This is a genomic window from Bradyrhizobium sp. USDA 4538, assembly GCF_024171045.1.
GTDB lineage: Bacteria > Pseudomonadota > Alphaproteobacteria > Rhizobiales > Xanthobacteraceae > Bradyrhizobium > Bradyrhizobium australafricanum.
In genome coordinates, this window is the sequence record NZ_JALJZE010000001.1 from 2,043,862 (window position 1) to 2,068,265 (window position 24,404).

10 protein-coding genes and 2 pseudogenes are annotated in these 24,404 nt (G+C 58.4%); 5 read left to right on the forward strand and 7 right to left on the reverse strand.

Annotated elements, in window-relative coordinates:
• Window positions 1-533: 533 nt before the first annotated feature.
• The gene (locus J2R78_RS08970; RefSeq protein WP_253588017.1) at window positions 534-3,671 is read right to left on the reverse strand and encodes a Ulp1 family isopeptidase; all 3,138 of its coding nucleotides are present in this window, start codon (window positions 3,669-3,671) and stop codon (window positions 534-536) included.
• Between the two features lie 243 nt (window positions 3,672-3,914).
• Here J2R78_RS08970 and J2R78_RS08975 point away from each other — a divergent pair.
• Window positions 3,915-5,224, forward strand: a pseudogene (locus J2R78_RS08975) (IS256 family transposase).
• 10 nt (window positions 5,225-5,234) lie between these two features.
• Here the strand turns inward: J2R78_RS08975 and J2R78_RS08980 are convergent.
• Window positions 5,235-5,426, reverse strand: a complete 192-nt coding sequence (locus J2R78_RS08980) for a hypothetical protein (protein ID WP_069279834.1) — start codon at window positions 5,424-5,426, stop codon at window positions 5,235-5,237.
• A 1,193-nt stretch (window positions 5,427-6,619) separates the two neighbouring features.
• Window positions 6,620-8,446: an NEL-type E3 ubiquitin ligase domain-containing protein gene (locus J2R78_RS08985; RefSeq protein WP_253588018.1), complete on the reverse strand. Its 1,827-nt coding sequence runs from the start codon at window positions 8,444-8,446 to the stop codon at window positions 6,620-6,622.
• A 636-nt stretch (window positions 8,447-9,082) separates the two neighbouring features.
• On the opposite strand from J2R78_RS08985, the gene nopM reads away from it, so the two are divergent.
• Both nopM and J2R78_RS08995 read left to right on the forward strand, forming a co-directional pair.
• Window positions 9,083-10,792 (forward strand): T3SS effector NEL-type E3 ubiquitin ligase NopM, encoded by a 1,710-nt coding sequence (gene nopM / locus J2R78_RS08990; protein WP_253588019.1) that lies wholly within the window; start codon window positions 9,083-9,085, stop codon window positions 10,790-10,792.
• 809 nt (window positions 10,793-11,601) lie between these two features.
• Window positions 11,602-12,534: a hypothetical protein gene (locus J2R78_RS08995; RefSeq protein WP_253588020.1), complete on the forward strand. Its 933-nt coding sequence runs from the start codon at window positions 11,602-11,604 to the stop codon at window positions 12,532-12,534.
• Window positions 12,535-12,816: 282 nt separating this feature from the next.
• Here J2R78_RS08995 and J2R78_RS09000 read toward each other — a convergent pair whose 3' ends face one another.
• From J2R78_RS09000 to J2R78_RS09010, 3 genes are all read right to left on the reverse strand, one after another.
• Entirely contained in the window at window positions 12,817-15,090 is a 2,274-nt protein-coding gene (locus J2R78_RS09000; RefSeq protein ID WP_253588021.1) for a hypothetical protein, read from the reverse strand.
• A 660-nt stretch (window positions 15,091-15,750) separates the two neighbouring features.
• A complete protein-coding gene (locus J2R78_RS09005; protein ID WP_233443032.1) occupies window positions 15,751-16,092 on the reverse strand; it encodes a hypothetical protein in 342 nt (113 codons plus the stop codon).
• A 272-nt stretch (window positions 16,093-16,364) separates the two neighbouring features.
• Window positions 16,365-17,609 carry a cytochrome P450 gene (locus tag J2R78_RS09010; protein ID WP_253603950.1) on the reverse strand — a complete coding sequence of 415 codons (1,245 nt, stop codon included), beginning with the start codon at window positions 17,607-17,609 and terminating at the stop codon, window positions 16,365-16,367.
• 1,004 nt (window positions 17,610-18,613) lie between these two features.
• On the opposite strand from J2R78_RS09010, the gene J2R78_RS09015 reads away from it, so the two are divergent.
• A complete protein-coding gene (locus tag J2R78_RS09015) occupies window positions 18,614-19,498 on the forward strand; it encodes a radical SAM/SPASM domain-containing protein (RefSeq protein WP_253603952.1) in 885 nt (294 codons plus the stop codon).
• Window positions 19,499-19,614: 116 nt separating this feature from the next.
• On the opposite strand, the pseudogene J2R78_RS09020 reads toward J2R78_RS09015, so the two are convergent.
• A pseudogene (locus tag J2R78_RS09020) lies at window positions 19,615-20,882 on the reverse strand (NAD(P)/FAD-dependent oxidoreductase).
• Between the two features lie 303 nt (window positions 20,883-21,185).
• Between J2R78_RS09020 and J2R78_RS09025 the strand changes: the two are divergent.
• Entirely contained in the window at window positions 21,186-23,492 is a 2,307-nt protein-coding gene (locus J2R78_RS09025; protein ID WP_253603954.1) for a hypothetical protein, read from the forward strand.
• Window positions 23,493-24,404 lie beyond the last annotated feature (912 nt).

The following is a 24,404-nucleotide window of genomic DNA, read 5'->3' on the forward strand; positions in this document are numbered from 1 at the left end:
CTCTCGCCTTCGGCCGATTTCCCGGTGTCGCCGGTTATACGGCCTACCTTGCTCCGTCGATTTCTCGCCGGGACGAGGAGGGTTTCTCCAGTTGCTCAGCATGTCCTTGTCACCGTGCCGTCGCTTCCACCCCGCCGAGATAAACAGCCGTATCGGTCAGTGTTCGGCTGTTCATGCTGCCTTCGCCCTACGGTTGCGAGCTCGGCCCTCGGATTTACTCACTTTCGAGGCCACAACGCGTTCACTGTTGTTACAGCCCGGTGACTCGTGGATCTCCCTCAAGGAGACCTTGTCGATAGGCTTCAGAAGTTCTGTTTCCATCTCCTCTGCTATCCAAACTACGGGCTCTGACTTCTACCCCGGCAGGACTTCTCCTGCTGAACACGCCAGCTTTACCTGGACACACAACCGTACGTGCACCTTTCAGCGCATACGGCTCTCTGTTCAAAGCTTGGCCGATGGCCATAGCAACATCATGTCGCGAGCTTGTGCTGCATTTCACTGATTATCAAAGGTCTTCACTCAGCAGCGGGCTAGGCTCCAATAACAGCCCGTAGGCGAGCTTGCAGTGCCAGCCTACTGACACTGAGGTTGTTAAGATTCTGCACCCCTCGCTGCCCTGCAACCAACCCACTAACGAGAGCTCGCGTACCGTCCACGACAAAGACGCCGCAATCATAGCCGTTCTGCTGTTGGGCGATGCCAGCTTGCACTACGTTGTCTAGAAGACCCAGTCTACCGGCCAGATGGGTGGCAGACGTCTCGTTGAATCCTCTGCGGGAGTCGTAGTGATAGGCAATAGGCGAGCTCCGGTCACGGCGATCAAGGAACAGCAGCGACCAATGATTCCCTTGGCTATAAGGATCCGAAGGATCGGCATCGCTTACGGGCAGGAACACGAAGTCGGCTGTATCATTACCCTTGTCATCATAGACAATGCGCTGAAATGCCCGTTCAACGACGGTATCGTCGGAAGAGCGCAGCAAATTATGGACCAAAGTGGGAGACACCAACCGCGTCCGAGTGGCGATATCCAGGGCGGGGAAATCCTGAGGGTCCCTGTGCAACTCCTGCTCCTGAAGCTGGTAATCCCTCAGGATATGCTCGTCGCCCAGCCATTGCTCGTCCCCCAGCACCAGCTCGCGAGGCAAGGCTGCCGCATTCAGCGCTACGATCTGATCATCGGCGGATGTGCTCGGAAACGCCGGCACAGAATTAGCATCGTCGCCCAATTCTGACAGCGTGAACGTAGTCAGATCAACCAACGGTTCAAGTCCGCCGTAGAGATCGGACGGAGCCCTGCAGATTGACGGTGAGGCAGATTCTTGCATCTGCCGCCGCGAGAACTCCTCCCTTAACCATACCATAGCTTCATCGTCCGAAAAGGCAGGCACCGGCGGTGAAAGCCCATGCGGCAGACTAGGCTGTCGACTGTCATCGTGATGATCCAGTGCTGATCCGGCAAATAGCGACCGTAAGTAAGACGTCGGGACGAGGCCGCCCGGTAGCTCGAAGGAATTGAGATGAACCGTTCCCTCAATCGGGCCCATGTCCCGAGTCGGCGAGAGATTGCTCCCGGTTGCCGCGGCCTTGCGGTTGGGGTGCCAGTTCAGGGGATGGTCGGACTCTCCGGAATCTCTTGCTTGGGGAGGGCTCATGATTGAGCCGCGAGACGGCGATGGGGCGGTTTCGTCCATCGCTCGCCAAAGCAGATCCTGATCGTAATATTCCGCGGGAAAGACCACCGGCGAACTGAGACCTCCCTGCGGTCCACTGTGCTGCGCGGCCGCGTCCCATTGCCATGCGACCACGCGGCCGAGGGGGGCCTGCATCAGCACGCCCTCCCCCGAATTGCCGTTTTCGATCAGCATTTCCTGAATTGCGACTGCTTGCGCCCTATCCAGATTCCTTGGCCTCTTCGCTGGTCTCAGTTCGGCTGTGCCGTGCTCATCATCGATGAGAACCCCTTCACTTTGCAGGACGTCACTCTGAGGCGCACTCATCAGCTCCTGCGGAGCCCCTAGGGGGTCGCGGTGCCGGCTCGGGTCAGCCAAGAACGCTGCGAGATGATCCAGCGCATTATTGTCGCGCACATTTGACCCGAGAGCCGACGAAGGGCCGGATTGATCATCCCGCAATTCGCGAGTCTCTTCCGGAAGCTGTTGATCCGGTCGCAGAAGCGCAGAATCGTCAGCCATAACCGGCCACTCGTCGCCCTCAACGTCCAACAGCTGCCAAAGCTCTTCGGGATCAACGTCCATTACTGCAAACTCGGCGCCCCTCACCGGCGCTCTGCCGAGAGCCGCCTGCCCCGAAGCACCTTCCCCTGAGGGTTCAGCACCCTTCGTCTGACGATACTCTCCAAGGGCTTTCAGCCCACCGTCCAAGGCCATCTTCCACTTTTCGTCGCGAAACATTCTGTCAGCGCAGATACGTAGGGCCGCGTTACTGAGTGCGGAAAGCGTGTCACCGTAGAGATCTAACTCTCGAGAGAATTTGCGAAGCGCCCAATCATAAAGTCGGGCGGTCGTCGAACTCAACCTGTCGCTCTCAAGAGCGTGGCTTATGGCTCCCTTAATGAGCACTTCGTCACCATCGGCAGGAGGAAGCGATGGGCGCCCGCCAACAGATGAAGCGCCCGGAGCCCTCGGGGCACGATGGTCCCTAAGAGCCCCCACCGCGGCCCGCATAAATTTATTGCTCTTGAAGAGTTTTTTTACATGGGCAAGCAAGTCTGCATCACTACTACTGTCCAGAGATAGGCCGCGCTCCCCGAGATCATTTGCCAACCTGGTAAGATTGCGCGCGTACCCGTTAGCCACCTCGCCTTTCAGCTTCCGACTTGCAATAACGCCCTGAGCCACCTCTCTGATAAGCCCTTGGTCGCGCTCAGACACATGGGGACAGACGGCGGATGCTTTTTGGCGCTTGCGCACGGGAGCTGGATGGGGGACGTGCCCCGTCGACCGCCAGGTCCGGAGATGGTCTAGGGCCAACATCAGATCATTATTATTTCCGCTGTATTGGAAGAGATCGCCATCAGTGGTCAGTGAATTGTTGTCTAGCCGAGCAATAACGCCCGTCTTGTTATTTGCGCACAGCCAGCGGCCAAAGCTAAGAAGAGGACCTACGATTCTCTGGACAAATGATTCAGCGAGCTTGCCCTGGGTGAGCGCCTGGCTAAATTCTACAATAACAACAGCATCCTTGGAATAAAGAGGCTGCTTCCTTTTCTTGCCCGCTATTGAAACCTGAGTTACCTGAGGCGCCCGCGGGGCAGCCTCAGCAGGCATTGCTCCACCAGCTTCAAGTGAGCTTGCGACCTCGCTCGGCTGCTGCTCAAAGGCAACGCCTTGCGAATTGATTGGGGACCTCGGCCTGTTCGTTTGCCTCAACTCAGCTGTGCCATGTCTATTGATGAGACCCTTCTCGCTTGGCGGAAGCTTGCTCCGGGCGAGCGCACCCATCGACGGGTCCGGGGACTGCTGACTGTCGCTAGACACACTGGGAGGGAGAGGCCGGTCGGGTATCGCGGTGTCAGCCTGGCGTGCCTCGTGCAGTTGCTGCTCAAAGGCGCTTTGCCCGGTTTGGCCCGCTTGCTGCTCCTGCAACAAGTCGTGCTGCACCTGCAACGAAGCTGTTGCGCTGCTTTCATAGTTCGGGCGGTCCACGTTACCTTCGCATCCACAGAATCATCTAAGCAGGTTTCTTAGTCAGTTAAGTTTTCAGAAAGCTGACGAGTCAGAGACTCCGCAAAATTGAGCATTGAGCTGCTGCCGGTTTGATGGACACCGACTTAAGCCTAATCCCACCTTGCGCTCGAACTCAACCAGGCTGAGATAGCCGATGGTCGAGTGGGAGCTATGACGGAAACTGGGTGATGACGACCTGAGAAAGGCGGCGTATCGAGGCGGGTGATGAAGCCTGCCAGCAACCTCCAAAGGAGCGATACGCCGTGAACGAGACTACCAATGTATTTCCTCTGCGTCAGCCCGATCAGATCGCTGATCCACTGACGGATATTCTGCGTGCCGGAGCTCGCGAACTGATCGCCCCGGGCTGTCGAGATTGAGTTCACTACATTCCTGGAAACGACGAAGCATCTGGCGCTGCCGGATGGTCGGGCGCGCGTGGTGCGGCATGGATATGGGCCGGCGCGCGAAATTGCCACGGCATCGGCCCTGTCGTGATCGCCCGTCCGAAGGCCCGCGACCGTGCAGCAAGCGGGCCAGGCGACAGGATCCGGTTTCATTCGACGATCCTGCCGCTCTGGGCCCGCCGGGCGAAGAGCTTGGACGCGTTGATCCCCGTGCTCTATTTGCGGGGAATCTCGACCAGCGACTTCCAGGAGGCGCTTTCGGCCTTGCTCGGCAAGGACGCGCCGAACTTGTCGCCGCCGGTCATCGCTGGCCTGAAGAAGGACTGGCAGGCCGAATACGAACGTTGGCAAAAGCGCGACCTGTCGGCGCGGCGGTACGTCTATATCTGGGCGGATGGCGTCTATCTGCAGGCTCGCATGGAGGACCATGCCGAATGCATCCTGGTGTTGATAGGCGCCACGCCTGAAGGAAAGAAGGAACTCATCGGCTTCCAGGTCGGGGTACGCGAGAGCGCACAAAGTTGGCGAGAATTGCTGCCCGATCTGCGCAAGCGCGGCTTGCAGATCGGGCCTCAGCTTGCTGTCGGCGACGGCGCTCTCGGCTTCTGGCGGGCGCTCGATGAAATCTTCCCCGGCACGCAACATCAGCGATGTTGGCTGCACAAGGTGAACAACGTGCTCGACAAGGTCGCCAAGTCCGTGCAGCCGGCAATAAAGAGTGATCTGCGTGACATCTACCTGGCGCCGAACCGGGCGGCCGCTGAAACAGCGATTGATATCTTTGTCGAGAAGTACGGCGTCAAATACAAGCCCGCCGTTGAATGCCTGATCAAGGATCGCTCGGCCATGTTGGCGTTTTATGACTTCCCTGCCGAGCACTGGTCGCATCTGCGCACGTCGAATCCAATCGAGAGCGTCTTTGCGACGGTCAGGCACCGGACTGTGCGAACGAAGGGAGCGTTATCGCCACACACAGCAAAGTTGATGGTCTTCAAGCTCGTCGGCGCCGCATCTAAAACTTGGCGACGGTTGAAGGGCACAAATCAGTTGCCGAAGGTGATATCCGTGGTAAAGTTTGCGGACCGAATCGAATTCATTCCGACCGCTGAAGTCCGCGCCGCCTGATCGGACCGCGTTACCCAAAATCCGTCATAGCTCGATTGGTGGTCTCAAAATAGCTGTAGGCGCGTAAAACAGCCCGCAAATACTTGTGCGCGGCGAACCGCCCGTTGTTCTCTGACGCCTTTTCCGCTGCTTTCCTCACTTTGCGAATCTGGGCAACGACCTTCTGGGCGGACAGTCCCGACGACGCTACTGACGATTTCATGAGCACCTCCTAGATTGGCGATGCTCAAAATTAGTATCGCAAGCGATGCTTCAGGCGATGTTCGAGGCGAAAATATAAAACTTCGAGAGATTTTTCGAGCTCGGGTTTCCGAGATTTGTTGAACGAATTTGTCAGCGAGAGTGCCCGCGGAGGCGGGCATACAGTCTAGTGACTATATGCCCGCTGAGGCGATTGGGCGACGGCAGAAACGACGGCCGTCTCGGGCGCAAAAAGCACGTTACTCAAGAGCAACTGCCGTTCCAGGCCGAGCTGGATCTTACCTACGTCCGCGCGATGAAAAGCTGAACGCGGAATCCAAGCCTGCTGGTTATGGCTAGGATTGCTTATGCTCCTCTGTTCTGCGACCAGCTTCTCGCTGACGAGGGTCAGTGAAAAATTAGTTTGGCGATGGCGGGCTTGTACATGTTCTCCGAGAGAACGCTCATTGGTCAGGCGCTACTAGCAACGGCTGCTTGAGGCTGGTCAGCCGCAACATCGCCAAGGCCAATTCAGGATCGGCACGCAACAAGGATTCGATGCGGGTCGTGTCGAACTCAAGCGCTTCCGTTGGCTCGACGGCCACTGCGGTGGAAAAGCGAGGCAGGCCATCAAAAGCCGACCCTTCTCCACATAGCGCACCTTGCGGTGGCCGCAGTTGCGGCCAGCATACGGCTCGCACGGTGGCGGCTTGATACGAGCCGCTTCCTCCGCTGGGAATGATGCGATCGCTAACATCCCTGTCATCGGCTGCCGGCTTACTGACGGCCTATTTCTGGCATTCGGCGTGGTTTCGTTGGCGCGGGGATTCCGCACATGTATGCTGATGCCGTTCGCGTAGTCTGGGCCGCGGCAGAGAAAAGCACCGCGCGGCTAAAGCCAGACAACCGCCACTCAGGATATCGGCCAGGATCCCATCGCGACATTTGCTGCGTTGTAAAAAGGATGATCGCTCTCGGGGCGAGCTAGACGTCTACGAAGATTTATGAACATGCGTGTTACATCGCGCTCCTCTGTCTGACCCAGCCTCCGCACCCAAGTGAACGTGAGATTGCAGTTGCTGCAAATCAGAGCGCCAACGAGGAAGTTTTCGCAAACTAAGTGTTTGGCAAAGCGGCGGAAATCTTTATCGACGGTCAACCACGCGCTCAATCAGCTTAAGTTTCCTTTAGCTTCTCGCTGTAGCAAAGGCGGCCTCAGAGCTTCACGCCGTGATCATTGAGCACCTTGTCTCTTAGAGCGCCCTTGATCTCGCGGGCGATTTCCTTGCGAATCTCAGCACCCAATTCTCGCTTGGCATCCTCGACGAGATCAGATGCACTCCCGGCCAAGCCTTTGTCGGCGAGTTGTTGCTCCAGCCGGTTGTCGAACTCTTCCCCCATTGCATCAATGAGCTGGCCCTGCATCATGGCATATTCTTCAGGAGCGATTCGCCGCACCAGGCCGTCCCAAGGTTGCCAGTCCGTCGCCAAATAGCCGGCGAATTCCGCCGCCTCCTTGGTCAGGACGGAGGTCTCCGCACTGTCAACGTCGGCATCGGTGACGCTGGAGACTTCAAAATAGCGCATAGCGGGCGCGACGTGTTGCAGTCCTAGCCGGTCGCGCAGCTTGTTCTGATAAGCAAGATAGACCTCAACGGCGTCGATGTCTTCCACGTTGTAGGCGGACTGAAGCGAGTGAGTCTTTTCGCGCGCAATCCGCTCAAGCGCGTCCAGACGGAACATGATGCGCCCAAGATCGACGAGATCGGGAAGTCGGGCCGTATCGTCGTAGGCCCCGTTCTCGACGTCTGCGATGAGCCGCGCGGTTTGCATGCCGTTCCAAGTCAAAGTTCTCCGATCCTCGCAGCTTTGGTTGGCGTCGAGAGCCAGTTGAAAGTACTGCGCGCGCAATTGCGGGTTGGTGGCCGCCAAGCGCAGAGCGTCAGCGACCGACTGCTGGAATTGTTCATTGCCAGAATTGACCGAGTCGAACAGCTTTTCGAGAAAAAACGCGTATTCTTGGGCGCCCGGCTCTTCTGCAAAGCTCTGCCAAGTGGCCAGTACCTCTCGATCGCCCTGCTTCGGATCGCTCCTGAGCCAGGCTGCGACTGTTTCAGCGAGATCATCGGCCTGTCCATCGTCTGTCCCGGACAAATCACTTTCGTCATCGCGCGAAAGGTAGACGGTCGGACCGGTATACCCTTCGGCGCGGAGGGTTGTGTCCAGGTTCGTCAGCACCTGCTCGGGCAGGGGATTTTCACCCAGCTCTATCCTGGCACCTGCGCCCAACTGCGTCAGCAGGTCCTCAGGCAGACTCGCCAACTGGTTTTCGCTGACGTCGAGAAACCGGAGCATGGCAGGGAGAGATTCCGGCAAACCCGTCAAGCGGTTTTGGCAGACGTCGAGAAACTGGAGCGTAGCAGGCAGATCCTCCGGCAGACCCGTCAATCGATTGTGGCTGGCATAGAGAAACTGGAGCGAAGCAGGGAGAGTCTCAGGCAGGCTCGGTAACTGATTGTGGCTGACGTCGAGGAACTGGAGCGCTGTAGGCAGGACCTCGGGCAGGCTCCTCAGTCGATTTGACCTTGCATCAAGCCCTCTGAGCTCGGCCGGAAGAGCCGACAGACTAGTCAGCTGATTGCCCCTGATGTCGAGACGCTGGAGCGAAGCAGGCAGACCATCGGGCAGACTGGTCAGCCGATTGAAGGGGACCTCGAGCACGACGATTTCGGTCGGAAGTCGAGGCAGACTGGTAAGAGACAATGATTCGAGATCCAGTCTCGCGACCTCATCCCGAGCATTCACTCGCCTTAGCGCCTCTTCCCGATCCTCCAGCGGACCCACGTGCTGTTCAGCAGCCCAATTCTCAAGCGTCTGGTCTATTTCTCCGTTCGCATGAGCTGAATCCGCCGGGCTTTCTGCATAGCCTGACACAACTCCGTCCCACTGCGCCGATGCCTCATTTTCCCGGTCGGTTTGGCCGGAAGACGCGGAAAGGCTGGCACTACCCCGCTGTATCTGTCGCTCCTGAAAAGAATCCATCCCCACCCCCTTGCGAGACCGAGCATACTCAGTCCATGACGACAGGTAGGAGGGCTTAAGACATCTAGCTTTCCATAAGCTGACAGGTCCGATCGGCAAAAACTGCAACCACGCGTCGGAAACGACACTGCTGTCGTGACCTGAAACTGGGTGTGGATCCTGGCTGAGGATACGATCCATTCGTACCCGTGCGTTCTTGCAATCAGCAGCAAGCGCTGCGATCTTCCAAAACGTGCGACGTCTCTCCCCAAGTAACAAGCAGTCGGCACCGACTCATCTGAAGAGGTTGATCCGCTCAGCCGTTGGTGTGACCTACTTTGGCAACAAAGGTTGAGCGAACTGGCCAACCTGGAGCAACGCTCGTCAGCTGATCGACAGGTAAGCCTGCTAAGCTCAGAAAGCTTCCACGATGACGGTCTTCAGGACTTATCTGGTCACGAAGTGGCAGCAAGCCTGGCAATAGGATCGATCCAATTGCCTCGGAGGGCCTCGTGTGAGGCTTACCGGCTTGGCCAGGAGTCGGTAGCCCCGGAGCGTCTGCGTTCGCTCGAACGATCGCTGCGCTGCGCAACGGCCTGCTTCGCTGTCTTGAGAAGCGCCGGGCGTACTCTTTGATTTCAACAGCGAAGAAAGTTGATGAACACAGGACAGGCACAGCGAAGTGCAAACTCCTCCCTCGACACTTTTGAAGATGGGGAGCAGGAAAGCTACCTCGGCGGCTTCAACCGAGCCTTGGCAGATTGGGTCGAAGCCTTGACAGGATATCGGACCCCCGCCTCTTCGCGTGCGCGCATCCTGGAAAACTGGGCCGCCGAAGAGGGCCAGGGCGAAGCCGAGAATCGGCGACAGGGGCGCTCACGAATTAGGGCTGCGGAGAACATTGGATCGCATTTGGTAGATCTGTCATCCCTCTCCCTGACCGCTTTGCCCGACGCCCTGCCGCCCCGGCTGAGGGAACTGCGCGCCATGCACAACGAGCTGGGCAGCCTGTCCGCTCGGCTGCCCCCGGGTCTCAACGAACTTCTTGTTAGCCATAACCAGTTGACCAGTTTGCCGGACGTGCTCCCGGCGAGCCTCTATCGCCTGGAAGCGAACGATAACAGGTTGACCAGTCTGCCGGCAGATCTCCCGCCGGGGCTCGGGATCCTAAGCGCAAACAATAACCGACTCGTCAGCCTGCCCGACGCGCTCCCGACCGGCCTGACCTCGCTCGCGGTTAGCGGCAATCAGCTGACCGAGCTTCCCGTCCTCCCATCGGGGCTTATCGAAATCGATGTCAGCAGCAATCAGTTGACCAGCCTCCCTGAACCCCTTCCCGGCTGGCTTCAATCGCTCAATCTGAGCGGCAACCGGCTGACCGGCCTGCCTGAGAATCTCCTATCGAGTTTAAACTACCCGAATTTGGAGCTTGCGTTTGCCGACAACCCGCTCCCGGACGAGGTCCGCGCTCACCTGGCGGCACCGCATCTTGAACAACGGTCTCTGCACGAGGCTGCGGCGCACTGGCTCGGGAACGACCTCGCAGCGCTTGCCGAATGGCAGCACTTTGCGGATGAGCCGGGCGCTCAGAACTACGCCCGCTTCCTGGAGAGGCTAAGAGGGACCGTAAACCAGGGCAGCGACGAGTTTCGGCAGGCAGTGGCTGACGATCTGCGGCAGGCGGCGGCCGATCCGAGACTGCGCGAGCAGTTTTTCACACAGGCTTCCGAGGCCAACGCGAGCTGCGAGGATCGTATTACCCTGCACTGGAACGGCATGCGGACCGCGCGCCTCAATACTGAGGTCGAGAATGGGTCGTATGATGATCGGCTTAGCGAGCTGATCCAGCGCGCCCGCGTTGCTTTTCGCCTCGAGGCGCTGGACGGGATCGCGCGCGACAGGGTTAAATCGCTCCTCAGCGTCGACCCGAACGTAGACGATGTCGAAGTCTACCTTGCCTATCAATACCTCCTGCGCGAGCCGCTGGAGCTCAGTCACGTCGCCCCTGAGATGCGTTTCCTGTCGGTCTCTCACGTGACCCCGGATGATGCGGCGCGGGCGCTGGACCTGGTTCGGGAGCAGGAAGCGAACCAATTCACCGACTACATGGCAACCCGCTGGCAACCCTGGGAGACGGTGCTGAGGCGCATCGCTCCGGACGAATATGAAGCAATGCAAGATCGGCTCGTCGAAGCCATGGGTGAGGAGTTTCAAAGCCGCCTGGATCAGCGCTTGGCCGAGCACGGTCTGCTAGGCGACCCAGATGCCGAGCGGGTGCTCGGAGCTCAAATCCGAAACCAAATCGCTGGCGAGATCAAAGGCGAAGTCATGCACCGGCTGCTCGCAGACCGCGGGATCGAACAATAAGACTTCTCAGAGCCGCCGCGCAGATATCTCTCTGCAGCGCTGATCGGTTGTGTCAACTGACATCATCTTCGAACTGCCGCTGACCATCACCGATCGAGATTGGTCAGCGGATCAAATAACGCACGCCGACGAGCAACGTCGGGCTCGCTCACGAGTGATGAGCAAGGATCGAGCCGGCACAAATGGGGATCGAATATAGCGCGACAACCAGGATGAGAGAAGTCTCACCCTGATCGCCGCCGCGCAATCGAAGGCGCGCAGTGGCAGCATAAGAGACTTGAAGTGCTCGCAAGCGTTGGAAGGTCGAGCTATATGGACTGCCGGACGTGGCGCGATGTGGCCAGACCCGAGGACGCTAGATTGCTCAGGCCTGAGCACGGTAGAACTGAGCTAGGGACCATACGTAGCAGGCGAGCCTGCCCGCCATGACTGGCTAGCCGCACTTGCGTCAACCCAAGGACCTGGATTGCCGATGTTCTCGCAGCGAGGGCTGGGCGAGGCTGTCTCAATAGCGCGATTGGTGAATTGCTTTAGGCGCTAACCTGCCGGCCGATGCGCCGTGGCGGGAAATCCCGCCGGGAGATGTTCGAAGAGATCGAGCGCGCGCCATTGGCGCCACTCACGACGAAATCCTTATTCGAATATGCCGAACACCCGCTTATCGTGTCAAAGTCGACAAGACCTTTTACTTGGCGCCGCGCCGGCTGATCAGTCGTCAGGTGGACATCCGGCCTGCCATCGCGCGGTCGACATCTTGCAGAATCACCACGTCGCCAGCCAGGCGCGGCGAGCGCAGTCGCCATGTTACGTTGAACGAGCACACCCCAATCCCATCGGCCTCACGTCAATATGACGCCGGCCAGCTTGATCAAGATGGCAGCGCGGAATGCGTCTGCCTCGCCATGCGGGTCGAGCGGTTGATGCGCGAGCGCCCGTATTCCGAACAGTATTTTTATTTCGCCACGGGCATTATCGCTCTGGCGCGACGCTACGAGCGCAATCGGCTGGAAGCAGCCTACGAGAGCGCGCTCAATGCGATTCAACTGCGCCTCCGTGAGCGCCGTCGTCAAGGCAGGGCTCGGCCGCGCGAGCCCGCAACGCGCCCGTCGAAGCCATGCCTTTGCCGCGCCAGCATCCGTGGCGGACTAATGTCAATGAAGGAAGTGATGACCGTGATGCTGAGCCACCCGCCCCTCGACCAGATGCGACTCGGCCCTGGCCGGAACGGTGGCGGCCTACTGACCTTCCGCATCGATCAGGGGCTGGCTGCACCCGTCATAGGCGTCTGCCTACAGGATGGCGTTATCGAGCCAGATGTGCCCGAGGATATTCAGCCGAGCGCTCGTGGGAACATTGATGCCGCCGGGCCGGTGCGCCACCAAACGACAGATCGTCCGGACATGGACCCAGCACCGGCGCGGATCGAGATCGGGCGCGCCGCGCTCAAGGAACAACGAAAAGCCCCAGCACCTTCTGGGGGCCGTGGAAGCCGGGATGCTGGGGCCATCGTAGCCTCATCCAAGAGCAGCATGGATAGGCAACCGCACTGTGCATCGCCAATTCGATTCGTCAAACCCGCCCAGGATACTTGTCTTCCTGGGGGCGAATCATGCAAAAGCGCCCTAAAATCCCGCCGAAGTTTGCCCACCAGCTCGCAAGGATATGACAGGTCTTTGCCGCCGTTCGTGATCACATTCGAACGGATCGCCGTCGGCACCGGACACATTTGTCCCTCCAACTAAAGCACACCGTGCCATGGGGCTGCTTGTCACCCGAGCGCTGGTCTTCGCACTCGGTCGAATCGCTTCGTAGTGGGGGCTTGCTCGTGCGGCATCGAAAACGGATTGCCTGCGATTGTGTAGATAGAGCGCGTGTCTCTTCCCGCGCCTCGATTCTCCCAGGAGTTGGTGCCCGCGGGCCCAAGGTGCGGTTCATTCGAACACTAGGATTCGGATGCGAAGAAGACCGATGCCGTCACCACAAGCGGCACTCTGCCGAGACGCCTTGACTGGTCTCGTGTCGAGTCACCTGCGTATCCCGTGCTCCGTCTCGGTAAAAGGATAGCCTGGGTACCCGCTAAAAGCGGCACCTAACAAGGATTTGCAGAACGCAGGTGTGAGCTTGCCGCGGTGAATCACGACGTCATCGTGGCCTGTTGCAGCTCGAGCGTTCTGCCAGAGGCGATTGTAGCCGCGCTGTTCGTTGGATTTCACGTGGCAAGCGGCGAACTCGGCGTGATCCAATGTCGCCAACTGCCATGCATGGACCGGCCGCTTCGTATGGATGTGCACCCACATCGGATGTGGCACCGCACCATTGACCAGTGGCGCAGGCTGCAGCTTGATCTCGAACAACTTTCCTGGCTCGCTCTTCAACGCGCGCGGTGGCTCCAAGGGAGCCACCTCTTCGGCCGCCTGCAACCGTTCGAGGTACTTCTGCGAGGGGAACGCGTAGGTCTTCATGCAATCGATCTCGATCGAGGCCTTTCGTGCCTTCAAAGCATGTATCTGCCCCTGAACCTCCGACAACATCGCCTTGAGGCGGACTATTTTGTCGTGCACTTCCGGCACTTGCACAGGCGTGAGTAGGCCGCGTCGGCGAGGTTCGTCGAGCGCGGCTACACACGCCTCTATCTCCGCAGATTGGCTCTGCAGCCGCTCGACCACGGTGTCCACGACGTGGTCGGCATCTTCCGGCTTCATGTGGCGCGCTTGCGAAATGGCTCTTTGCTGACTGCCCAGATCGAATTGCAAGAGTTCGTCCAACCGCTCGAGCAGGCGTGTCAGTGCCTCCTTCGATGGCGGAGCCTGCCATATCGCCAAGTGTCCACTCGCCGACGATGACGTCCTCGCATGCGCCTCCTCCGCACTCGCGAGTTTCTTCGTGCCCAGATCCGAGAGCACAATAACCTTGGCGGCTCGCGCCGTGTCGGCGTCGGGCATAGCCGGCTGCGGCTCGGGCCGCCGCCCGGCTGCCGAACTCCCCGCACCTCCGGCCTGCCTGCGCTTTCCCTTCCCTTTCCTGCGCGCTGGACTGTCTTCGGCCGCCGGGGCCCTGCCGGCGGCGTCGGCCGGTATCGCAAGGCCAGCCTCCGTTGGCGGTGCAATGATGACTGGTGTCTTCGGCTGCACTGCCAGAAGGCGCATAACCTCATGGGCAGTGACCCACGCTCCTTCCACGATCTGATCCAACAGTTCCAACGGAAGCTCGGGACTTGCTCCCTTATTCCTTAGCTCGGCAACCATGTTCGGCAATGCCGACGCAAATTCCGATAGGCGCTCCATGACGCCTTCCAGAACAGCGCAGTGCGCTGCATCGAGGGCTTGCCCTTTGCTGTTCAGAACAGCGTCGCCCGTTGAGAGGAATGCCGGAATGACATCCTCCATAAAGGTTCCGAGTAGACGTGCCCGACCGTTCTCACCCAAGAGGATTTGCCTGACGGCCGGGTCGAGCGTGCTCGCCTGCGACTCAATCATGACCCGCGCGAGAGCGACCTGCGACTGCAGATGCACGCACTTCGTATACAGTGCCCAGCCGGTGTGCAGCCGTAGTGTCGCCTGCTCGGCCTGTCGTATTTGGGCCGTTGCACTTGGCAAGTTGGCAGTGGCTCCGCAGACGGACTGCATCCGTTCGGAGCGCAATGCCTTTTTTCCCCACCACTCCGTGCAGGCCAAATAGTGTTTCGCCGCACTAGAAGCCGCTCGGATCAGGTGGTCCGGCGGAGCATTGGATTGGCGCATCCGCTCGAGTATCTTTCCTGCATTCTTCCTACTCTGCTCCAAGGCGTAGATAGTCGGCGCGGCCAGCGCGTTGCATTGGTTCCCCGCATCCAGCGTCTGGTCACGAACTCGGCGAGCCTGATCGTCGGAAAGAATGCCGCGCGCCACATCTGGGGGCAGGCTCGCGTAGTAGTCCAGAACTGCTGCGCCCGCTTTGACAACCTGATCGATCAGCTCTTGCGCCTCAGACGAGCTCTGAGCGCCCATGGCAGCACTGTGGCAAGCATCAAGTTCCTCAAGCAGGCCGTCCATATTTCGTTTCGCTGCGTTGATCCCCTCACCGCTTGAGGAAATGGGGACTGCCACACCCGAACCTGAGGGCAGGCTCGCGAGCGTCGCCATTCTATCTTCAGGCGCTAAGCGCATCCGCTCCACGACGGAGTCGAAAACCCGGTTACCTTCCGCAGGGACAAACGCAGGGACAAAATTGGGCGCCGAAGGCGTACTACTCGATCCCGACGTGCTGTTGGCTCCTGTCGCCCCAACATACGGTTCGCCAGGTCGGCCAATGCCCGTCATGTCCATCTCCCATACGGTCAACAATGCGCAGCCTCCCTGGATAGACCGCCTGGCTGACGGTTGGCTGACGAAGGATGCTCTGCGGATGCACAAAGAACCCCCCGGCCGCCCGAGTTCCAATTTCATGGAAGCTGTTGTGGCGCTGGAGGCAGCAATAGGGATGACCCATGAGGCGCGGGAGGCTCGGTTGTAACGCGTGTCCGCATTCGGCGCTGCCTCGCCGTGACCAATAGAAATGCGCGCTGCCAGGCTGCGCGTGATGGCAGTGACGCCGATCCCTCAAGGACTCGGCGATGGCGGCGGCTTGTCTAGGGCATAGCCCTGCCAGTGCCTTTGCCGAATACCGAAGGCTGTCTAGCATGCCGAACCGTGGAACGGACTGGAGGACTGCGGCAAAGTAAGTACCGGAAGGATGTCGATTTTCAGACTTCTGGCAGCAGCGAACCTCTTGCTAACCGGGAAAGAGATGCCGTTGTTCGACCGAAGAGTTTACGGATCCAACGAGAAGAGTTTACCGACCCAACGATACGTAGATGTGGCTCGATGTGGAACGGTGCGTCATAACAACCTCTTCTTCTCGTGTTCGAATTGACGTTGTGCAAGTCTTTTTCAGGATAGAACCGCCGAGATGCTACCCATCTAGGCGTACTTGGAATATGCTCATAAAAATAACGCGGCGAGCGTGCCAAGCACGCCGAGCGCCAATCCGATCAGCGAACCTACCGTCGGCACGTCTCGAAACAGCAGAAGCGTGAGAATCGGTTCCACCACTAAAATTGCTCCCACCGATGTCGCGATGATGACCCAGATATTCTCAAGATACATGTAACCCAGTGCATATCCGAAGACGAGAAGGATGCCGCCGAACGCTATCAGCAGGAACATCGGCAGGAGAGTTGTCAAATCGCCGCCGTCCTTTCCGAACTGCTTTGAGGCAACCAACTCTGCAATGATCGAAAGCGCTTCTCCAAAGAAAATCGCGCCCACCGCTACAATCTTCAATGTTGAGCTCATCGCTTGACACATCGAAATTGCTGTCAAAGGTTGTTTCCAATCTGGGATCGGTCTCTGGCCTGCCTCAGACAGCAGGAAAACCCGACGCCCTCGAGCACCTCCATTCGTCGCTTGTCGCAGGCGCTCAACGTTTGCCGCAAGCCGCCCGGCTCCCGAGACGCCTCGCGCGGATCACCGCTTTCGGTCCTGCGCGGCGGAGAGTGGTCAAACAGGGAGACGAGACCGCGCAGCTGAGCGGCTGCTAGCCGGAGCATCACGACCTAAGCTGCAATCTGCGCAGGAAGAGCGGAATACCCGTGGACAAAGTTGGACGCAATTCGCTCGGGTTCGCCGACAACCTTGATCTCCAGCCGCGCCTTCAAGATTTCTTCCCAGAGGATTTTCAACTGCAGCTCTGCAAGATGTCGCCCAACGCAGCGATGGATCCCGAATCCGAACGAAAGATGTTGCCGCACGTTCTTGCGGTCGATGACGAAGCTATCGGCATTCTCGATGACCTCTTCGTCCCGGTTACCGGAAATATACCACATGACGACCTTGTCGCCCTTCCTGATATGTTTCCCACCTACGATGATATCGGCCGTGGCGTTGCGGCGCATATGTGCGATGGGCGTTTGATACCGAATAATCTCGGACACGGCGCTTGAGACCAGCTTGGGATTATCGCGTAGCTTTTGTAGCTCGGAGGGATGCTGGTTCATGAACAGAAGACCGCCGGTAATCGAATTGCGCGTTGTATCATTCCCACCCACGATCAGAAGAATTAGATTGCCAAGAAATTCGCTCGGCTCCATGTGTCGAGTTGCAGGCGAGTGCGCCATCATTGAAATCAGGTCGAGACGCGGCTCGGCATTGATGCGCTCGTTCCAAAGCCGCACGAAACACGCCAAGCACTCAGACAAGATCGCACTTCGCTTGTCCCAGCTATCGATGGGCTGGCCGATTTTCGGAATTGCAACAGCCACATCCGACCAATAGGTCAAGAGCCGCCGATCCTCAAATGGAAAGTCGAATAGCGTAGCAAGCATCTGCGTCGTCAACTCGATGGAGACCCGATCCACCCAATTGAAGTCATCATTACGTGGCAAGCCGTCCAGAATCGTTCTGACGCGACGGCGGATCAAGCTTTCGAGCTTCGTCAGGTTTTCCGGCGCGACGATCGGACTTACAGTATCACGCTGCTCGCGATGCTTAGGAGGACCCATCTTGATGAAACTTTGCGTCCAGTGCTTATCAGGCACGTCGGCGATGGTAACACCCCGCTCCGACGAGAATATCTTGTGATTGGTATCTACCTCTACGATATCGCGGTATTTCGTTAGCGACCAATATGGACCATAGAAGCTTTCTTGGCAGTAGTGGACGGGATCTTCCGTTCGCAGCCGCTCGAAGTAATCCCATATGCTATCGTCTTGAAAGCGCTTGGCTTCGCTCACATCCAGCTTGCTCAGCGGAACATTGGAGGCGTCGTCGTCGGCTCGAAAGTCCGCCAATTGCGTTTTCATGATCGTCTCCGCAGATTTTGCTCTCTCAAGAGATGAGGGATCCACAGATCGCGATCGATAGTTTCGAGCTGCCGTGGCGTGCCGGTTGCGAGCGGGTCGCTGCTCCAGCAGAGTATCGCAAAAACCGGACAGTCACCCCTACCATTTCCGGCAGGTAAGTATCGTATTGACTTCCTAACTCCGTCCGCTCCAGTGGGGCGATGAGAACCATCCGCGCTACGTAAGCGGTGCCTAATGCTCCAGCTAGTGGCTGCTCAAGCTATCAAACAGGACGCAATGCGACCGCAGCTCCCCCCTTCTTTAAGAGGCCAAAATGCGAAGTCTTCAGCTCCTAACGGCCGCACTCAATTACTTGCTTGGCGCTGGATCGTGCGGTGACCACCGCCCGCGCTGATCCTGCCCACGAAAACGGTTACCGCCCGGGAACAGCTAGTTTGTTCATCGGTATGCAACAAGGCTGCTTCATCCATCATCCTGACCAGCAACTTGCATTTGGGCGGGACGGGGAGCTCTCGCGGACGACTGCCGTCGAGGGCTGCGATGATTGATCGTCCGCGCCATCACGTTCACATCGTCGGGGCCATTCGGGAGGGCTATCGCTCCGCCTGACATAAAAAAGAGGGCCTCGGGTCCGCGCCGCCCGTCAAGAGGAAATACGAAGTCCCGATGGGGCGGGCGGGCCAGATGCTCGTTCCGCTTCGCCAGGATTGCGTAAGCGTCCCCACCGAGGTTACCGAGTCCAGCAACTATGATGCCAATGACGGCCAACGGTACCAAGTGGCGGTCGTGGCGGAGAGGAGGAGTTGACGCGCCAGATCAGCCCCACCTTGGTTGAGCATTATCGAACTCAGCGCGTTGTTAGCGTTGAGGCAGGATCTTGATCTAGGTCGTTTCGCCAAACGACCTATCCTGGATTTGCAATCCGTGAGAAGCAAGGCAAGCCGCTGCGCACCAAATGCTGCGCTCTTTCTCCAATTCTCCGGCACCTGAAAGGACCAGACAGAATGATGGCATATCCCATGGTGTTACAAAGCTTACGCGCCGTCAATCCTGGTCGCAGGGTGTTGGAGATAACCACGACCGCAGGATGCATCGTCAGATGTTCATATTGCTCCCAGGACAAGTTCGCCGATCGTCAAAGACCTGTGTCTCTAGCGAAGCATCTTGGCCTGCACGATTTCGAGCGATGTTTGACACGCGTGCCCACGGCTACCGACATCAGTTTTGCCGGCTACTCGGAGCCTTGGCTGCATCCGTCGTGCACCAGCATGGTTGAGCATGCTTACACACGCGGCCATGACATCCGAATTTTCACGACACTTGTCGGGATGAACGGGAGTGACGTCCGGCGCTTGCAAATGCTCCAATTTAGGGCTTTCGTCGTCCATGTTCCTGATGACGGCAGTTATATGAACAGACGCCTCGTTGGAAAGTCCTATCTCAACGTCATGGGCCAACTTCTCGAGGCGGACATTCCCTCAATTCGATTCGTCGTGCTGGGCACAATCCATCCCGCTCTCGCCGACATCATTCCCGCTAAAAAGCTTGAGCGCTTGCGGCCACTGAGCAGCACGCGAGGACGTCTCGATCCGGATATCATCAAACCACGACGGCCGGTCATCGGAGCCTTGACATGTCTTGGCAAACAACAATATCGCAATATCCTTCTTCCAAACGGCGATGTTACTCTGTGCTGCATGGATTTCGAGCGGCGTCATGTCTTGGGCAATCTTTTGCGCGACGAGTACGAACATCTCTTTGAAGGAACAATCTTTCGCGAAGTCGTCGATCGCATGAACGGAATGGCTGGTTTTCTGCTCTGCAGGAGGTGCGAGTTTGCCAATTCGCAGACGTCAGGACGGCGTATGGACGCCGACCAACAAGCTTGACGGCAGGGCCACGCGGCTGCGGATGTCAAGAATTCACGTAGATCGCTACATGCCGGAAATGGCCATACCGACGAGGAAACTCGCCTTGATCGGATATACAACTGCCACTAGGTGGATCAGAGACGCGCTCCAGCGAGGTGAACCAGCTGGGAGCCTGCTCTGTAGAGGGCCTCACGGGCGGCACGAAACCGCCGATGTTCAACAGGCGCCGCTGGAAGTGGTAGATCCTTTTCTGCAAGGTGGCCGAGGACGTAGGACGCCAACACACGGCCAAAGACGGTGCCGGGTGCAATCCCGCGTCCGTTATAGCCGTCGAAGGAGACGAGGTTACGGTCGAGCTTGTGAAAGCGCGGCAGGTGGTCGAAGTCATGCCGATCATCCCGAACCAACCGGTTTCGAACTCAAGCTCATCGAGCTGCGGAAACAACCTGCGAAGCGATCTGATCGCCCAGGCTCGGTGAACCAAGGCACCGATATCCTGTAAAGCGCCAACGCTGCCGAACACCAGACGGCCCGACCGATCGAAGCGAAACGAGGAAAGGACCGCGCTGGTGTCCCATGCTCCCTGCCGTTCGGGCAGATTGAGGTCCTGAGACGATCTGACAACGGCCGCGTGGCCAAATTGAAGTAAGGAAGACGGACCTGCGACCGAGGTCTGTTTCCGTAAGCGTCGGTGGCGACGACCACCCACTCAGCACGTACGGATCCCATTGCCGTGCCGACCTCCAGCACAAACCCATGTCGCTGACTGTGAGAATCTCAGTCCGAGTGAATATCCTCGCGCCCGCTGCAAGCGCAAGGCGCGCCAAACCCCGCGCATAGGCCAGCGGCTGTATTGTACCGGCGCGCTTGTCTAGCATCGCGCCAGTATAGTTGCCTCCGCCAATCTTTCTGCGGGTCTCCTCCGCGTTAAGCACGACGACCGGAGCACCGCGCTTTTGCCACTGCTCGGCACGTATCTGGATTTCCTGCAAGCCCCTATGGCCGACCGCGCAATGCAGGGTCCCCGCGCGCTCAACTTCGCAGTCGACCACATCTCTCTAGATCAGTTCAAAAACCTCTTGCGGTGCTCCACCTAGCAATTCGATGAGCCGTTCGCCAAACGGAAGGGCCAAGCGTACCCGAGAGTCGTGTCGGGCATGACCCCCATGCCCGCATTGACGAGCCCAACGTTGCGCCCAGAACCACCGAACCCAATTTCGTATGCCTCCAGCACGACGGCGCGCGCGCCAGCCTTCGCGAGGTGAATGGCTGCAGAGAGACCGGTGTATCCACCGCCGATCACGGCGACATCAGCTCTCGCATCGCCTACAAGAGGACCCGTATTCGGCGGCGCGGGTGCCGTCAGTTCCCACAAGCCGTGCGATTTGGGATTGCCGTGCATCCGACGAACTCGTTCTGTCCATCATCATGAATGATCTCGACCTACACATCGTGGCTGGCGGCAATAGAAATCAACTCCAACATTGTGCACTTGCTCTTCTAGGAGGCAAGTGCGTTGGCCAATTGCCGTGCTCCTCCCCTCTTTGTCGCCAACTTTATCTTGAGGGCACGACCACGCAGCAGCACCTCGGAGAAGGCATTTGCAGACTCCCATTGATTCCTACATTTGGCGAGCCCACGTCAGGTTTTGGAAAGCTGAGGGTACTAGCGAGAGAACACGAGGGCGACACCAGCAGACGAGAGCATGGACCGATTCAACAATATCAACCCAGCCGATACCGGACCCGCTGCGTCCGAAGCAACGGTGGAGCAACCGCAACGGCAGCAAGCCGAATTTGAGCAGCACTTGGGAGAAGCGGGTCAGGCTGGCCCTATATATCCACACCGAGAGCTTTATAATGTCTCTGACGAAGACGATCGCCTGATCCAGGCAGCGTCCAGCGCTGCTCTCGAGCGAGGGCCACCGCCGGGTTCTACCACCGTGAGCATTTATGATCGCCGACTTCGCAAATTGGCCGAGTTGCTGAAGCAGTCAGGTAAATCGATTGCTGAGCTCAATGACGATACGTTGCTCGCTTACGCCAAGAAGCTGCTGCCAACGGACAAAATCATCGCTCCAGCATTGTTTATGGTCAGCCGCTACCGCGATCCTGACGCCATCGCTACCGCAACACATTACCGTCCTTCCAAGGAAGATGAACGGCTCATCAGGGAGGCCGCTGAGGCAGGCTTCGGTCGAGCAATCGACGCGAAAACGGCCGGAAATTATGCTAGCAGTCTCCGGAAGCTAGCGGCAGCACTGCGCCCCCTGTCAATGGCTAAGATCAGCGACGAAGCGCTGCTCGGTCATGCCAACGCATTGTTTCGGGGTGACGATATACTTGTCTGCGCCTTGAACGGGCTCCGCAATTATCGCGCGATCATCGGGCCGAACAATTTGGGAGGACAGGCAGCCAGCTCGCGCCTGCCGACACAGCCAGCCGCCCATTCACCGCTGCAGGTTCTCGAGGGTCAACCCTTTGGGAACGCTGCGGATCGGAGCGCATTGGCGGCTGACGGTTTCAATGCTCCGCAGGATTGGCATGAAATGGGTTTAGCCACTTATTCTCCCATCCAAAGTGTAGCCCAGGACATGCTTTTCGATGCCGCGGAGCGGAGCGGGGAGCTTACGCCTTCCAGCTTCGATGCATCGCTGCTTTGGCAGGGAACGCGCGATGCCGCTTCCTCGCCCGTGCAAAGTTTCGCTCAGGAAGAGCTTTTCGATGCCGCAGCTCGCGAGAGCCTGCTGCCAGCCATGCCCTACGATGCATCGGCGTCTTGGCCGACAATGAGCTCCGCCGGCCACTCTAACCCGCAAAGTGTCGACGAGAATGAGCTTTTCCATGCCGTGAATCGAGAGGACGCGCCGGCAGGCACAACTTTCGATGCCCCTGAACTGTGGCCGCCGCCAAGTTCAGTCGTCGCCTCGCCCATGCAAAGCTTCGCCCAGGAAGATCTTTTCGATGCCGCGGATCGGGAGGGCTCCATGACCGCGGACCGTCTTGTTGTACCGGAGTTTTGGCGGGAAGTAGGCTCGCCTGACCACCCACCGATGCAAAGTGTCCGTGGGAAGGAGTTTTCCGATGTCCTCCCCTCACAGCCGAGCTCGCGGCCGCAGAATCCTGCCTCTGAAGAGTACCTTGCAGGGATGATGGACCAAGGCGGCGCTGCCCTCGCCACGAGGTCTCCCCCAGGCAGCGAAAGCTTTGATACTTCCTGGGCCGTTCCAGACAACTTCTCCCACGGCAATCAGTCCGCGCCGGATATGATGCTCACCAAACTTGGCCACTGGGGTCTGTTGCCCGACGCGGCAGAGCGGGTAAAGACCTACGACATTGCCGGTGAGCGCTATACGGCCGTGTTAGGACCGGGAGGGCGCAATGATGTTCAGCTTATCCATCTTCGGTCTCCCGCTGCCGGTGACACCTTCGACGTTTCATTCGCAGTGCCCAAGGACTTTTCCCATGGCACCCAGCTGGCGCCCGACATGATGCTATCTACGCTGGGCAAGTGGGACTTCTTGCCTAATGCGGAACATCCGATCATGAACTATGAGATTAGCGGCGAGCGCTACACGGCTGTGTTGGGACCGAAAGGACCTGACGACGTTCAACTCATTCATCACCCCAAGTTCGCTTTACCGGGTGACACTGCGCTTTTGGCACCGACCGGTGTCGCGCATACGTACGGCGCCCTTTTACCCGGGTTCGATCCGCCCGCGTCGCTCGAATTGCGAAAGGCGGCGGCAAACCCTCCAACGCCGTCTGCGGCGCAGGCGTCGGGCCATCAGCCGCTACGGCAAGTGCCTGAAATCGGAGAGTTGTTCCCCCGCGATTGGAGGCACGGCCCCCAAGAGGCTTCGCCTGCCGTAATCGACACGCTCCAAAATCTGGGTCTTCTGCCGAGCGAGTATGTCCCAATGACACGATTTTTAATCCACGGTCAGCCCTACACGGCCGAAAGCCTACCCAGAGGCCGCGTTCTTCTCTTTCATCGGCCACAATTTGGCTGAACGAGGTGCTCGACGCCTCGGACAGCTGCTCAAGCTGAACGATTTCAATCGCCTTGTGCATCGCATTCGGCAGCTAACTGACGCTAGGTTGAATGTCTTTGCAGGAACAGCTTGGCGGTTGCTCGCATTAAAGGTCTCGATTGGAGGCCGGGTCCACATCTGTCGAACCTGAAATGCGCCCCCCGGCGCTATAACATTTATGAGGAGCTCGATCTCGAACAACACGTCTCCCTGTCGCAGTACCTCCACGGCAAGGAGAGATCGAGATCTCCTGCTTGCCGGTGACCCCGCAACGCGCAATTTTTCGAGATCGAGCACAGCGAAGAACGGGCGCTGCGCATAGACCTAACATGTCGATTCCCGGGTTTAGGGTAGAGGACCGGCAGATAACGATTGTTAAACGACTCACAGGCAATTGGCCTGCGGCATGCAGGTATAACGGGTCAGATGCGTCCGGGTGTTGAGCCGACGTTGACCCATGTCGACGAAATCAGTTGGTTAGTTAATTGGCCATGGACAGCCAAAGAGATTTTAGCCCCCAGTCGCTAGTGATCCGGGACAGATACCATCGACGATCGCTTTGGCCTATACCGCTGCGGAATTTTAATCGAAAAGCAATGACAGCTTGTCATGTCCGATCACTTGGGCCTCCGAGCGGTCGAATCTTGAACGGGCCGCCGTCGAAGCCAATTTTCGTCCTGCTGCGCCTGTCGTGTTCGTTTGACGACGTTCTATGCCAGAAGTCGGACATCGAGCCGGGAAGCTCAGCGCATATCACGTAGTCTCCGCGTCTTCAGCAAAGGTGCCGGATGATATCTCATTGGCACGCCGATTGCTGAGGAGATGGCAGATGCGTGCCACTCGGCTGGGCCGCCAGCAGGAGTTCGCGGGCTTGATCGGCCGTGAGCCTGG

Bases quoted from the DNA above. Each gene is read 5' to 3' on its own strand.
- J2R78_RS08980 (WP_069279834.1), bottom strand. From the start codon at position 5,426: ATGAAATCGTCAGTAGCGTCGTCGGGACTGTCCGCCCAGAAGGTCGTT.
- J2R78_RS08985 (WP_253588018.1), bottom strand. From the start codon at position 8,446: ATGGATTCTTTTCAGGAGCGACAGATACAGCGGGGTAGTGCCAGCCTT.
- nopM (WP_253588019.1), top strand. From the start codon at position 9,083: ATGAACACAGGACAGGCACAGCGAAGTGCAAACTCCTCCCTCGACACT.
- J2R78_RS09000 (WP_253588021.1), bottom strand. From the start codon at position 15,090: ATGACGGGCATTGGCCGACCTGGCGAACCGTATGTTGGGGCGACAGGA.
- J2R78_RS09010 (WP_253603950.1), bottom strand. From the start codon at position 17,609: ATGAAAACGCAATTGGCGGACTTTCGAGCCGACGACGACGCCTCCAAT.
- J2R78_RS09015 (WP_253603952.1), top strand. From the start codon at position 18,614: ATGATGGCATATCCCATGGTGTTACAAAGCTTACGCGCCGTCAATCCT.
- J2R78_RS09025 (WP_253603954.1), top strand. From the start codon at position 21,186: ATGGACCGATTCAACAATATCAACCCAGCCGATACCGGACCCGCTGCG.